Genomic DNA, 13,119 nt, shown 5'->3' on the forward strand with positions numbered 1-13,119 from the left:
GGGCGACGGCGGTTACGGGGCAGTTAGCTCTAGTACGGCTGCACGGCTACGAGGAGGTGGCTGGGACTGTGTCGAGGGCGAGCGTGGCGCGGCGCATCGCGGCAGGCGCGGCATACGGCGGCGGGAGCATCGGCCTGCTGGGAGCCGCGGCGGTGACGGTCCTGCTGGCCGAGGTGCAGCTGGCGAAGAGATCGGTGGGGGGCGGCACGGCGCCCTATCCGCCCGGCGCGGACGGACTGTACGGCACGGCCTTCGGGCTCTCGGGCCCGCTGCGGCTGGTGCTCCTGGGCGACTCGACGGCGGCCGGCCAGGGCGTGCGCCGCGCGGGCCAGACCCCGGGGGCGCTACTGGCCTCGGGACTCGCGGCGGTGGCCGAGCGCCCGGTGGAGCTGCGGAACGTGGCACAGCCCGGCGCGATGTCCGACGACCTGGAACGGCAGGTCGGCCAGGCGCTGCGGGACCCGGACCAGCCCCCGGACGTCTGCGTGATCATGATCGGTGCGAACGATGTGACGCGCCGGCTGCCGCCGACCCAGTCGGTGCGCTATCTGTCGGCCGCGGTGCGCCGGCTGCGTACGGCGGGCGCCGAGGTGGTGGTGGGCACGTGCCCGGATCTCGGCACCATCGAGCCGGTCTACCAGCCGCTGCGCTGGCTCGCCCGCCGGGTCTCACGGCAGCTCGCGGCGGCGCAGACGATCGGCGCGGTGGAGCAGGGCGGCCGCACGGTCTCGCTGGGTGACCTGCTGGGGCCGGAGTTCGAGGCGAACCCGCGCGAGATGTTCGGCGCGGACAACTACCACCCCTCGGCGGAGGGGTACGCGACGGCGGCGATGGCCATGCTGCCGACCCTGTGCGCGGTGCTGGGCCTGTGGCCGGAGACGGACCGGCTGGACGCGGACCGGCGCGAGGGCATGCTGCCGGTCGCCAAGGCGGCGGTGGAGGCCGCGAGCGAGGCCGGTACGGAGGTCACGGGCGCCCGTGCCCCGTGGGCCCTGCTCAAGCACCGCAGGCGGCGGCGGCTGCCGGTGCCGACGGCCCCTGAGCCCACGGCGGCGACGGCGGGGGAGCGGGCCGAGGTGCACCGGCCGGACCGGGCGGACCGGCCGTAAGCGAGCGCTTAGAAAAGAGGCCCGCATCACACGGTCCGTACGGTGACCCGCGCGATACGTAGGGGTAACTTCCCAACAGACGCCCCGCGCACCCTTCTGTCTGGAGCCGTGATGCCCGAAGCCGTAATCGTCTCTGCCGCCCGCTCCCCCATCGGACGGGCCTTCAAGGGCTCGCTGAAGGACCTGCGGCCGGACGACCTGACCGCGACGATCATCCAGGCCGCGCTCGCCAAGGTCCCCGAGCTGGACCCGAAGGACATCGACGACCTGATGCTCGGCTGCGGCCTCCCCGGCGGCGAGCAGGGCCACAACCTGGGCCGGATCGTCGCCGTGCAGATGGGGATGGACCACCTCCCCGGCTGCACCATCACCCGCTACTGCTCGTCCTCGCTGCAGACCTCCCGCATGGCGCTGCACGCCATCAAGGCCGGTGAGGGCGATGTCTTCATCTCGGCCGGTGTCGAGATGGTCTCCCGTTCCGTGAAGGGCACCTCCGACGGTCTGCCCGACACCCACAACCCGCTCTTCGCCGAGGCCGAGGCCCGCACCGCGGCCGTCGCCGCGAGCGAGGGCGCGAGCTGGCACGACCCGCGCGAGGACGGGCTGGTCCCCGACGCGTACATCTCGATGGGGCAGACCGCGGAGAACCTGGCGCGCCTCAAGGGCGTCACCCGCCAGGACATGGACGAGTTCGGCGTCCGCTCCCAGAACCTCGCCGAGGAAGCCATCAAGAACGGCTTCTGGGAGCGCGAGATCACCCCGGTGACGACCCCCGACGGCACGGTCGTGAGCAAGGACGACGGCCCGCGGGCCGGAGTGACCCTGGAGGGCGTCCAGGGCCTGAAGCCGGTCTTCCGCCCCGACGGCCTGGTGACGGCGGGCAACTGCTGCCCGCTGAACGACGGCGCCGCGGCGCTGGTGATCATGTCCGACACCAAGGCGCGCGAGCTGGGCCTGACCCCGCTCGCCCGGATCGTCTCCACCGGCGTCTCCGGCCTCTCCCCCGAGATCATGGGCTACGGCCCGGTCGAGGCGAGCCGGCAGGCGCTCGGGCGCGCGGGGCTGACCATCGACGACATCGACCTGGTCGAGATCAACGAGGCCTTCGCGGCCCAGGTCATCCCGTCCTACCGGGACCTGGGCATCCCGCTGGAGAAGCTGAACGTCAACGGCGGCGCGATCGCGGTGGGCCACCCCTTCGGCATGACCGGCGCGCGCATCACCGGCACGCTGATCAACTCGCTCCAGTTCCACGACAAGCAGTTCGGTCTGGAGACGATGTGCGTGGGCGGCGGCCAGGGCATGGCCATGGTCATCGAGCGCCTGAGCTGACCCGACGCCGCCCGGGAGGGGCCCTGAAGGGCTCCTCCCCCTCCCTCGGCAAGGGCTTTCCCAACCGCGTCGCGTCCGAGCCGTGACCGAATCTCCCCCAGGATGTGACCAATCTCCTGGGGGAGATACATTTCCCCAGGTCAGGTGCATCACGCACCGAAACATCCGGCCCAAAGTCCTGTCCATTTCGTGACGTAATGCACTGACAGCAGGCGTCGACCCACGCCAAGCTGATGTAGTAAGTCGGGGAATCCTCAGAAACCGGGAGTCTGTCAGTGAGCGCCATGTCCCTCGCCCTGCTGCTGACCACGGCCGCCGCCACGGCCGTGGGCGCCGCTGCCCTGCACACCACTCTTGGGCTGCGCAAGCAGGTCACCGCCCTGCGCACGGAGCTGGCCGCCGCGAGCCGTCACGGCAGCGGCCCCTTCGGATCCGTGCCGCAGGCACGCACCGCACCCGCCACCGAGATACGCGCCGCCGTCGCCGAGGCCCTCGCCGAGGAGCGCGAGCGCGAGCTGGCCGAGGCGCGGGCCTTCTGGGCCGCACAGGAGGCCCGTGAGGCCGCCGACGCCCCGCACTACGCCGGTGAGTCGCCGATGACGATGCTCGGCGGGCTGGCCGGCCTCGGCGAGGACGGCCCGCTCTACGTGCCCCGCCAGGCCGACTTCGTCGGGCTGGAGGCCATGGACCTGGAGGCGGCCGAGGCGCTCGACGAGCTCGCGGAACTCGCGGAGACGGCCGGACTCACCGAGTCGCCCGCCGAGTTCGCCGACGACTCCCCCGAACTCGCCGCGGCCCGCCGCAGGCACCCCTCCCACCCCGACTTCGTCCCGGTCCAGACACCCGTCGTCACCGACCATGAGCGCACCGTGGCCCGCCTGGAGGAGCTCGCCGAGACGGCGACCGCCCTCACCGACGTCCGCCCCGGCCCGCTGGGCACCCTCGACGTGTACGTCTTCGCCGACGGCACGACGCTCTGCATGACCCCCGGCCACCGGGAGACCGCGGAGCGGCTCGGCGAGGCGCTGCGCACCGGCGAGACGCCGGTCCTGCTCGGCGGCTCCGGTGTCTCCGGCGCGTACGCCCTGACCTTCTCCTGCGGCGGCGGGGAGAACGTCTACATCCTCGCGGACCGCGTCATCGCCTCGCTCTGAAGCCCCCGGCGGGCGTGCTCAGAGCAGCGCCCGCCGAGCCGCCCCCTCGACACATTCCACGGCCTCGCCCAGTTCCTCCGGCGAGGCCGTTCCCGTGCGCATGGCTTCGGCCAAATCCGACCCCGCGACCGACAATTGGTCCGCGACCGCGAAGATGCCCGCGTCCGGCATGATCCTCGGCTCCGCTCCCGGGGTCTCGATCAGCTGCGCGCGCCTGGCCAACTCCCTGGCCAGCGCGAGCCCTTCGGCCGCTGCGCCACGCTGGAGCCGGCTCTGCGGGGCGGCCCTCAACCGGTCGGCGAATCGCTCCACGGCTGCCGTCAGAGGTGTCGTATCAAGCACAACACGACCCTATGCGCCGGTGCGGGACTGTTGCCAATACGCGAACACTGAGGCACGGTGACGTGAAGGACCACACGCGCAAAGCGTCCGGAGGCGCCGATGTCCCAAGTCTTCTCCGAAGAGACCCACCGCAATCTGCTCTCCCGCATCCCCCACTGCACCGGTCGTGAAGTCTCCGACTGGTTGCGCACCGTTGAGGATGGCCCCTCCCTCTTCCGATTCGAGGAGAAGGTCAGCTGGCTCCGGAGCGAACACAACCTCGCGTACGGACATGCGAAAGCGATCATTCATGAGTACGACCTGAGGCGGGCAGCGCGGAAGCTGCTCTAGGACGAAAGGCTCTGGGACGACCGAAGGGCCCGCCCGGCGGATGCCGGAACGGGCCCTTCGTCGTGACCGCGTGAGCACGCGGTCACGGATGTCAGTCGTCGCCCTGCAGGATCGACAGCAGACGCAGCATCTCCAGGTAGATCCACACCAGGGTCAGGGTGAGGCCGAAGGCCGCCAGCCAGGACTCCTCGCGCGGAGCGCCGTAGGTGATGCCGTCCTCGACCTGCTTGAAGTCCAGGGCGAGGAAGCAGGCACCGAGGATGATGCCGATGACGCCGAACAGGATGCCGAGGCCGCCGCTGCGGAAGCCGAGACCGTCACCGCCGCCGAAGACGGCGAACAGCAGGTTGGCCGCCATCAGGAGCAGGAAGCCCATCGCGGCCGCCATCACGAAGCCGTAGAAACGGCGGGTGACGCGGATCCAGCGCATCTTGTACGCGATCAGCACACCGGCGAAGACCGCCATCGTGCCGAGCACGGCCTGGGCGACCACGCCGTTCGCGATGTACGTGGAGACGGCGCTGGAGATCACGCCGAGGAAGACGCCCTCGAACGCGGCGTACGACAGGATCAGCGCGGGCGACGCCTTGCGCTTGAAGGACTGGACCAGCGCCAGCACCATGGCCACCAGCGCGGCGCCGATGGCGATGCCGTACGACTTGCCGATGTTGGCCTGGTCGACCGGCAGCAGCACCCAGGACAGGACCGCGGTGAGCACGACCGTACCGAGCGTCATGGCGGTGCGCGCCACGACGTCGTCGATCGTCATCACGTTGGTGCGGGCGGGTGCCTGCGGCGGGGCGCCCAGCTGGGCGTCCGCCGGCGCGTAGGGGTTGGTGGCGTACGGGTTGCCGGTGCCCTGGGCGTAGGGGTTGCCTCCGACGGCGGGGCCCCCGGCCTGCGGCGCGGTGTTGAAGCCCGCGTAGCCGTTGTCGCGGCTGAACCCCCGTCGCGAGAAGACCGGGTTGCTGCTCCTCATCTCACTCCTCCATGGCCACCCTGCGTGGCCTTGACACAAGAGTAATGCGGGGGCAAAGACATCGGCCTAGTGCTGAGGGAGGATCTTTCCTCGATCGTGACGGATCGGTCACTCCGCCTGGCCTCGCCTTTGCCCCTCATTCCCTGACTACAGTCCGGGAACGGACTCATTTGTTCCCGAGCTGCGCCGGTTCAACCGGACGGTGCCGGGTCAGGTGGCCGGCAGCCGGGGCAGGTCGTCGGGAACCGTACCCGGGTCTCCCCGATGGTGCGAGCGTCGACGGTCAGCACATACGTCTGCTGCGCTTCGCCCGGCGTCATGCCGGGAGGGGTGCAGGGGACGTAGACCGCCGAGGAGCCCTCCAGGGTCAGCGCCGCGCCGACGGCAGTGCTTGCGCCGCCGTCGCCCTGTCCACCGCACCCTCGCAGGGCCTGGCCGGCAGCCGGTCGATCCCCTTGGTGAAGACCTCCAGGTACCCGAAGACCGCGCAGGCCACCACCAGGCAACCGGGGCCCACGGTCATGGCGCGCTTCTTCCGACCTGCCTGCATCCGTTTGCTCACATCTACTTGGACCGCAGTACGGGCCAACACCAGTGCGACGGTGGCGACGTTGACGCCGGCGGCAAGGAAGGGTCACTCTGAAGACGCGGTAAGCATTCAAGAGTTCAACGATTCCCCGCTCGCGCGCGGACGGCGTGACGTGCCCGGAGCCGGACTCGAACCGGCACGGCCCGAAGGCCAGCGAGGTTTAAGCTCGCCGTGTCTGCATTCCACCATCCGGGCGGGGTACGCGGTCCTGCGTACGCGGCTCTGCGTTTGCACATGAGCCTATCCGGACGGGTCCCTCCAACAGCGGAACACCGACCCGATGTTGTCTTATTTTATTGACGCTTGATGGTGTGTCAGCACTGGTGGGCGGCTGTTTGCACCTGCCCCGCCCCGGCCCTTGCGCACGCGGCCCCGTCCAAGGGAATGACGGAAAGTCGCCGCCCCGGTACCGGTGCGGGCGGCCCACGGGTACGGCGTAGGAGACCCGGAGGAGAACCCCGGGACACCGTCATACCAAAGGAGGACGGGCGAGCCTCGCCGTCAGACCCGAGACGGCCCCGGGAACGGGCATCGGGACGGACGATCCGGCAGGGCCCCGGGCCGCACGATGGTGTGGTCCTCGAAACGCCCTGACAGGAGAGTCCTCTCGTGACCACCACACCCACCGCCGCCCGCGCCACCGCGGTGGCAGCCCGCGCCCTGGATCTGTCCAAGGTCTACGGACAGGGCGAGACCCAGGTGGTCGCCCTCGACCAGGTCTCCGTGGACTTCCGCCAGGGGGAGTTCACCGCGATCATGGGCCCGTCCGGCTCGGGCAAGTCGACGCTGATGCACTGTGTCGCCGGCCTCGACAGCTTCAGCGGCGGCTCCGTGCGGATCGGCGAGACCGAGCTCGGCTCGCTCAAGGACAAGCAGCTGACCCAGCTGCGCCGCGACAAGATCGGCTTCATCTTCCAGGCATTCAACCTGCTGCCGACGCTGACGGCGCTGGAGAACATCACGCTCCCGATGGACATCGCGGGCCGCAAGCCCGACAAGCAGTGGCTCCAGCTGGTCATCGACATGCTGGGGCTCTCCGGCCGCCTCGGCCACCGCCCGGCCCAGCTGTCCGGCGGTCAGCAGCAGCGCGTCGCCGTCGGCCGGGCGCTCGCCTCCCGGCCCGAGATCATCTTCGGCGACGAGCCGACCGGAAACCTCGACTCCCGCTCCGGCGCCGAGGTCCTGGGCTTCCTGCGCAACTCGGTGCGGGAACTGGGCCAGACCGTCGTCATGGTGACGCACGACCCGGTGGCGGCCTCGTACGCGGACCGCGTCGTCTTCCTCGCGGACGGGCGGGTCGTGGACGAGATGATCGCCCCGACCGCCGACGGCGTGCTGGACCGCATGAAGGAGTTCGACGCCAAGGGCCGGACCAGCTGACCCGACGGCTCCACCGCAGACTTCCGGCCCTCACCTCAGGACTGACTCACACCATGTTCCGTACCGCCTTGCGCAATGTGCTCGCGCACAAGGCCAGGCTGCTGATGACCGTACTCGCCGTGATGCTCGGCGTGGCGTTCGTCTCCGGCACCCTGGTCTTCGCCGACACCCTCTCCAACGCCTTCCGCAACCAGTCCGCCAAGAGCTACGACAACGTCGCCGTCGCCGTCACCTCGTACGCGGACGAGAACGACGCCGAGCAGGAGCCCGGCCTCTCGACGAAGACCCTCGACAAGGTCGGCGCTCTGGACGGCGTCGCCGCCGTGTACGGCCGGGTCAACGGCTTCGCCGGGGTCGCCGACCCCGACGGCAAGCTGATCGGCGTCGGCTGGTCCAACAAGGGCTCCAACTTCGCCCCCGGCAAGGACGGCAGGGACCCCGCGTACACCTTCGTCGACGGCAGCGGCCCGCAGAAGAACGATCAGATCGCCCTGGACCGGGACAGCGCCGAGCAGGGCAGGTACAAGGTCGGCGACCGGGTCAGGGTCGCCACCAACGGACCGGTGAAGGAGTACACCCTCAGCGGTGTCTTCAGCACCAAGGACGGCGCCGTGAACGCCGGCGGCAGCCTCGTCCTCTTCGACACCGCGGCCGCCCAGAAGCTCTACCTCGCCCCGGGCTACTTCGAGGGCCTCACCGTCACCGCCAAGCCCGGCGCGGACGCCGCGAAGATCCTCGACGCGATCAAGCCGCTGCTCCCGGAGCACGCCGAGGCACAGACCGGCCAGGCGCTCGCCGACGAGCAGGCCCGGCAGATCGAGGAGGGCCTCGGCGCCCTCAAGCAGGTCCTGCTGGGCTTCGCCGGCATCGCGCTCTTCGTCGGCATCTTCCTGATCTCCAACACCTTCACGATGCTGGTCGCCCAGCGCACGAGGGAACTCGCGCTGATGCGCGCCGTCGGCGCCTCCCGCAGGCAGATCACCCGCTCGGTGCTCATCGAGGCCGCGGTCGTCGGCGCGGTCGCCTCCGCGGTCGGCTTCGTCCTCGGCATCGGACTCACCATCGGACTGCGCTCGGGGATGGCCGCGTTCGGGATGAAGGTGCCCGACGGCCCGCTGGTGATCTCGGCGACGCCGGTCGTGGCCGCGTTCGCCGTCGGTGTCCTCGTCACCATGTTCGCCGCCTGGCTGCCCGGCCGCCGGGCCGCCAAGATCCCGCCGGTCGCGGCGATGAGCAGCGTCCACGCGGTGGCCACCACCAAGTCGCTGGTGCTGCGCAACTCCATCGGCGGCGTCCTCACCGGCCTCGGCGCGGCCGGCATCGTGTGGGGCGCCGGCACCGCCGGTGACACGGGGCGGATGCTGATCGGCGCGGGCGCGTTCCTCGCGCTGATCGGTGTGATCGTCCTGATCCCGCAGCTCTCCCGGCCCGTCATCGCGCTCGTACGTCCGCTGCTCGTCGGTGTCTTCGCGGTGGCCGGCAAGCTCGCCGGGCAGAACGCGGTCCGCAATCCTCGCCGTACCGGCGCCACGGCCTCGGCGCTGGCGATCGGGCTGACGCTGGTGACCGGTCTGTCGGTGCTCGGTGTCACGGTCGGCACGGCCATCGACAAGATGACCACGGACAACATCAAGGCCGACTACATGGTCACGATGGCGAACGGCGGGGACCTCGACCAGTCCGCGCTGGCCGCGCTGGAGAAGGCACCGGGCGTCTCCGCGGTGTCGCCCCAGCAGTCCGTCTACTTCCAGGTCAAGGGCGACTTCGCGTCCGCCTCGGCGGTGACGCCGGGCGCGATCGAGAAGGTCCTGACCGTCGACGTCGTGTCCGGCAGCCTGGACACCCTCGCCGAAGGGCGGATCGCGGTCGCCGAGAACTCGGCGAAGAAGAAGGGCTGGAAGGTCGGCGACAGCCTCCCCGTCACCTTCAGCGACAAGAAGAAGGGCACCCTGACGGTCGGCGCCGTCTACAAGGACAGCGAGTTCCTCTCGCCCGTGATCGTGAGCACGAAGGTCGCGAACGCCCACGAGACGAAGCCGTACATCCCGCAGATCTTCGTGAAGGCGGACGGCGGTCAGACCTCGGCGAACGAGCAGGCGCTGATCGACGCCCTGGGCGACAACCCCGCCATCAAGGTGATGGACCGCCAGGACATCCGTGACGAGTTCGGCGGCGTGATCAACACCATGCTGAACATCATGTACGGCCTGCTCGCGATGGCCCTGATCATCGCGGTGCTGGGTGTGGTCAACACCCTCGCGATGTCCGTCTTCGAACGGCAGCAGGAGATCGGCATGCTGCGCGCGATCGGTCTCGACCGGCGCCGGGTGAAGCGGATGGTGCGGCTGGAGGCCGTCGTCATCTCCCTCTTCGGCGCGGTGGTCGGCATCGGCCTCGGCTCCTTCCTCGGCTGGGCGATCGGCGAGACCTTCCGGGACAAGATCCCCGGGTACGCGCTGGTCCTGCCCTGGGACCGGATCGGGATCTTCCTGGCGCTCGCCGGACTGGTCGGCGTGCTCGCCTCGCTGTGGCCGGCCCGCAGCGCCGCGAGGCTCAACATGCTGAACGCCATCAAGACCGAGTAGCCGCGCCGCGGACACACGCAGAGGCCGGGTTCCCCAGGACGGGGAGCCCGGCCTCGTGCGTACGGATCAACCCCGTTCGGGCTCGATCCATGTGCGCGCCCTCAGCGACAACCCCGAGGCGCCGCCTTCGGGGGTCTTCACGGCGAGGATCTGGTTGACCCCGATCCTGTTGCGCTCGAAGGCGAGCGCGCACGCGGCCATGTAGAGCCGCCAGATCCGTGCCCGGCCCGGTGAGGTGCGGCGTACCGCCCGCTTCCAGTCCGCCTCCAGGTTCGCCACCCAGACCCGCAGGGTGCGGGCGTAGTGCTCGCGGATCGACTCGACGTCCCGGGCCTCGAAGCCGGCCTCCTCCAGGATCGACAGGGTCGCCCCGAGCGGCGCCAGCTCCCCGTCGGGGAAGACGTAGGCGTCGATGAAGTCGTCCACCCGGTAGGCCGTCTCGTCCTGCTCCGGGCGGCGTGCGATCTGGTGGTTGAGCAGCCTGCCGCCGGGCTTCAGCAGTCTGTACAGCACATCGGCGTACTCCCGGTAGCGCACGGCACCGACGTGCTCGGCCATGCCGATGGACGAGATCGCGTCGTACGGGCCGTCCTTGACGTCCCGGTAGTCCTGGACGCGGATCTCGATCCGGTCCGTCAGACCCTCCTCGGCGATCCGCTTACGGGCGAACGCGGCCTGCTCGCGCGAGAGCGTGACCCCGGTGACCTGGGCGCCGTACTCCCTGGCCGCGTGGATCGCCATCGAGCCCCAGCCGCAGCCCACGTCCAGCAGCCGGTCGCCGGCCCTCAGGGCGAGCTTGCGGCAGACCAGATCGAGCTTGTCGCGCTGGGCGTCCTCCAGGGTCCCGTCGTCCTCCCAGTAGGCGCACGAGTAGACCATGGACGGGCCGAGCACCTGCTGGTAGAAGTCGTTTCCGACGTCGTAGTGATGGCTGATCGCCTGCCGGTCGCGCACCTTGGTGTGCAGCGGGCCGTGACGTCTGCGGACCTCCTCGGCGGGCGGCGGCGGCGCCAGCCAGGCACGGGAGCCGGCGAGCCGGAGCAGGTCCCGGGCGGCCGCGCGCAGCCGCGGGTCCCGGACCCAGTGGCCGCCGGACCCGGAGCCGTCGCGGGGGCGCTCCCAGAGGAGCCCCGCGAGCCGGCCGAGGGCCTCGTACAGATCCCCCTCGACGTCGATCTCCCCGGCCACCCAGGCACGGGCCAGCCCGAGTTCGCCCGGTTTCCAGAGCAGCCTGCGCAGGGCACGGCGGTGCCGGACGACGAGGACGGGCCCGTCGGGAGGACCCGACTCGCTTCCGTCCCAGGCCCGGAGACGGACCGGAGGCGGAGCCCCCAGCAGTTCCTCGGCAAGAGTGGTGAGCCGCGTAGCGGCATCGGCCATGGCGCACACCTCCGTGATCACGGTTTGACGGAAATGCCCAACACCACGTAAACATCCTCGGCGTCCGGAAGCAGTCCCCTGAACACGCAAATGGACGGCAAAACAGATACTTTCGCCGTCGTCCGGCGGCAGCGGGTACGTCGAAGGGGCCGTCCGCACCACGGATGGCGGACGGCCCCTTCGGGGGTACTGCGGGTACTGCGGGTACTACGGCGAGGTCAGGACGCCTTGGCCTTCTCCGGGGCGGGCGCGGCCGCCGCCGGGGCCGGCTTGGCGGCCTCGTAGAACTCCTCGCGCGGCGACTCGATCGCGCCGAGCGAGACGACCTCGCGCTTGAGGAACATCGCGAGCGTCCAGTCGGCGAAGACCCGGATCTTGCGGTTCCAGGTCGGCATGGCCATGCCGTGGTAGCTACGGTGCATGTACCAGGCGAGCCGGCCCTTGAGCTTGATCTTGACCTTGCCCATGACGATCATCGCGACGCCCTTGTGCAGGCCGAGACCGGCGACCGCACCCTTGTTCGCGTGCTCGTAGTTCTTCTGCGGGAAGCCGCGCATCCCGGAGATGACGTTGTCGCCGAGGAGCTTGGCCTGGCGCAGCGCGTGCTGGGCGTTCGGCGGGCACCAGGCGTTCTCGACGCCGGCCTTGCGCGCGGCGAGGTCCGGCACCTGGGCGTTGTCGCCGGCGGCCCAGATGTAGTCCGTGCCCTGGACCTGGAGGGTCGGCTGGGTGTCCACGTGGCCGCGCGGGCCGAGCGGCAGACCGTAGCGGGCGAGCGCCGGGTTCGGCTTCACGCCGGCGGTCCACACGATGGTGTTGGAGTCGACCTCCAGGCCGTTCTTCAGCACCACGTGGCCGTCGACGCAGGAGTCCATCGAGGTGTTGAGGTAGATCTCGATACCCCGGGCCTCGAGGTGCTCCTTGCCGTACTTGCCGAGCTTCGGGCCGACCTCGGGAAGGATCTTGTCGGCGGCGTCGACGAGGACGAAGCGCATGTCCTCGCGCTTGACGCTCTTGTAGTACTTGACCGCGTCACGGGCCAGGTCCTCGACCTCGCCTATGGTCTCCGCGCCGGCGAAGCCGCCGCCCACGAAGACGAAGGTCAGCGCCTTGCGGCGGACCTCCTCGTCGGTCGTCGAGTCAGCCTTGTCCAGCTGCTCGAGAACGTGGTTGCGCAGGCCGATGGCCTCCTCGATGCCCTTCATGCCGATGCCCTGTTCGGCGAGGCCGGGGATCGGGAAGGTGCGGGAGACCGCGCCGAGCGCGATGACCAGGTAGTCGAAGGGCAGCTCGTAGGCCTCGCCGACGAGCGGCGCGACCGTGGCGACCTTGCGGTCCTGATCGATGGTGGTGACCCGGCCGGTGAGTACCTCGGCCTTGGGCAGCACGCGTCGCAGCGGGACGACGACGTGCCGCGGCGAGATGCTGCCGGCGGCGGCTTCGGGGAGGAAGGGCTGGTACGTCATGTACGACCGCGGGTCGACGACCGTGACGGTCGCCTCCCCGTACCGCATCTTCTTCAGAATGCGACGAGCTGCGTACAGGCCTACGTACCCACCGCCTACTACGAGGATCCTGGGACGCTCCGTGGTGCTCATGCCATCGAGTATCCACCCCCCTCAGGGGGGTCGCTCGTGAGCCCCTTCACAAGCACCTACGGACCCTCTGCTACACTCCGCGGCCCACGTGACCCAGGTCATGGCACACACAGGGAACCACCGTGTGACGGGAGACGTTGTCAAGGCCTCCTGAGCTGGCCCCACGCTGCATCGGAAAGATGAACCACCGACCCGATTCACATGGCCGTAACGCGACGGGAACCTGCCGGAGTGCGGATGCACAGGCCGAGTTGGGCAGGAAAACAGGCCCGGAGGGCCGTCTGAGAGCAGTTTCGACGGCCGACCGGGCCCAAATCCTTGTGAAGAACTTCACGAAGTTT

At 70.0% G+C, this 13,119-nt stretch carries 11 protein-coding genes and 1 tRNA gene; 6 read left to right on the forward strand and 6 right to left on the reverse strand.

Annotated features, from left to right (window positions below; translation table 11 throughout):
• The first annotated feature begins 83 nt into the window (after positions 1–83).
• The 3 genes from OG766_RS13985 (at position 84) to OG766_RS13995 (ending at position 3,595) form a co-directional block, all read left to right on the forward strand.
• Positions 84–1,109 carry an SGNH/GDSL hydrolase family protein gene (locus OG766_RS13985; RefSeq protein WP_266384114.1) on the forward strand — a complete coding sequence of 342 codons (1,026 nt, stop codon included), beginning with the start codon at positions 84–86 and terminating at the stop codon, positions 1,107–1,109.
• 111 nt (positions 1,110–1,220) lie between these two features.
• On the forward strand, positions 1,221–2,441 hold the full coding sequence (locus OG766_RS13990; protein ID WP_266378619.1) for an acetyl-CoA C-acetyltransferase: 1,221 nt from the start codon (positions 1,221–1,223) through the stop codon (positions 2,439–2,441).
• A 284-nt stretch (positions 2,442–2,725) separates the two neighbouring features.
• Positions 2,726–3,595, forward strand: a complete 870-nt coding sequence (locus OG766_RS13995) for a hypothetical protein (RefSeq protein WP_266384117.1) — start codon at positions 2,726–2,728, stop codon at positions 3,593–3,595.
• An 18-nt stretch (positions 3,596–3,613) separates the two neighbouring features.
• On the opposite strand, the gene OG766_RS14000 is transcribed toward OG766_RS13995, so the two are convergent.
• Positions 3,614–3,937: a hypothetical protein gene (locus tag OG766_RS14000; RefSeq protein ID WP_266378622.1), complete on the reverse strand. Its 324-nt coding sequence runs from the start codon at positions 3,935–3,937 to the stop codon at positions 3,614–3,616.
• A 99-nt stretch (positions 3,938–4,036) separates the two neighbouring features.
• On the opposite strand from OG766_RS14000, the gene OG766_RS14005 reads away from it, so the two are divergent.
• Entirely contained in the window at positions 4,037–4,267 is a 231-nt protein-coding gene (locus tag OG766_RS14005) for a DUF4287 domain-containing protein (RefSeq protein WP_266378625.1), read from the forward strand.
• 91 nt (positions 4,268–4,358) lie between these two features.
• Here OG766_RS14005 and OG766_RS14010 read toward each other — a convergent pair whose 3' ends face one another.
• From OG766_RS14010 to OG766_RS14020, 3 genes are all read right to left on the reverse strand, one after another.
• Complete coding sequence (locus tag OG766_RS14010) at positions 4,359–5,246, reverse strand: Bax inhibitor-1/YccA family protein (RefSeq protein ID WP_266378627.1); 888 nt, start codon at positions 5,244–5,246, stop codon at positions 4,359–4,361.
• Between the two features lie 367 nt (positions 5,247–5,613).
• Positions 5,614–5,769, reverse strand: coding sequence for a hypothetical protein (locus OG766_RS14015; protein ID WP_328725457.1), 156 nt, complete (start codon positions 5,767–5,769; stop codon positions 5,614–5,616).
• 179 nt (positions 5,770–5,948) lie between these two features.
• Positions 5,949–6,030 (reverse strand) — tRNA-Leu (locus OG766_RS14020).
• Positions 6,031–6,444: 414 nt separating this feature from the next.
• Here OG766_RS14020 and OG766_RS14025 point away from each other — a divergent pair.
• Together OG766_RS14025 and OG766_RS14030 are read left to right on the forward strand one after the other, a co-directional pair.
• The gene (locus OG766_RS14025; protein WP_266378630.1) at positions 6,445–7,215 is read left to right on the forward strand and encodes an ABC transporter ATP-binding protein; all 771 of its coding nucleotides are present in this window, start codon (positions 6,445–6,447) and stop codon (positions 7,213–7,215) included.
• A gap of 53 nt (positions 7,216–7,268) precedes the next feature.
• Positions 7,269–9,800: an ABC transporter permease gene (locus OG766_RS14030; protein ID WP_266378633.1), complete on the forward strand. Its 2,532-nt coding sequence runs from the start codon at positions 7,269–7,271 to the stop codon at positions 9,798–9,800.
• Between the two features lie 66 nt (positions 9,801–9,866).
• Here the strand turns inward: OG766_RS14030 and OG766_RS14035 are convergent, their stop codons facing one another.
• The gene (locus tag OG766_RS14035; protein WP_266378637.1) at positions 9,867–11,180 is read right to left on the reverse strand and encodes an SAM-dependent methyltransferase; all 1,314 of its coding nucleotides are present in this window, start codon (positions 11,178–11,180) and stop codon (positions 9,867–9,869) included.
• A gap of 218 nt (positions 11,181–11,398) precedes the next feature.
• The gene (locus OG766_RS14040; protein WP_266378640.1) at positions 11,399–12,778 is read right to left on the reverse strand and encodes an NAD(P)/FAD-dependent oxidoreductase; all 1,380 of its coding nucleotides are present in this window, start codon (positions 12,776–12,778) and stop codon (positions 11,399–11,401) included.
• Between the last annotated feature and the right edge of the window lie 341 nt (positions 12,779–13,119).

Origin of the sequence: Streptomyces sp. NBC_00259, from assembly GCF_036181745.1 — a bacterium.
Lineage (GTDB): Bacteria > Actinomycetota > Actinomycetes > Streptomycetales > Streptomycetaceae > Streptomyces > Streptomyces pratisoli.

Excerpts from the sequence above, each read along its gene's own strand:
- OG766_RS13990 (WP_266378619.1), top strand. The coding sequence starts at position 1,221 with ATGCCCGAAGCCGTAATCGTCTCTGCCGCCCGCTCCCCCATCGGACGG.
- OG766_RS13995 (WP_266384117.1), top strand. The coding sequence starts at position 2,726 with ATGTCCCTCGCCCTGCTGCTGACCACGGCCGCCGCCACGGCCGTGGGC.
- OG766_RS14005 (WP_266378625.1), top strand. The coding sequence starts at position 4,037 with ATGTCCCAAGTCTTCTCCGAAGAGACCCACCGCAATCTGCTCTCCCGC.
- OG766_RS14010 (WP_266378627.1), bottom strand. The coding sequence starts at position 5,246 with ATGAGGAGCAGCAACCCGGTCTTCTCGCGACGGGGGTTCAGCCGCGAC.
- OG766_RS14015 (WP_328725457.1), bottom strand. The coding sequence starts at position 5,769 with ATGACCGTGGGCCCCGGTTGCCTGGTGGTGGCCTGCGCGGTCTTCGGG.
- OG766_RS14030 (WP_266378633.1), top strand. The coding sequence starts at position 7,269 with ATGTTCCGTACCGCCTTGCGCAATGTGCTCGCGCACAAGGCCAGGCTG.
- OG766_RS14035 (WP_266378637.1), bottom strand. The coding sequence starts at position 11,180 with ATGGCCGATGCCGCTACGCGGCTCACCACTCTTGCCGAGGAACTGCTG.
- OG766_RS14040 (WP_266378640.1), bottom strand. The coding sequence starts at position 12,778 with ATGAGCACCACGGAGCGTCCCAGGATCCTCGTAGTAGGCGGTGGGTAC.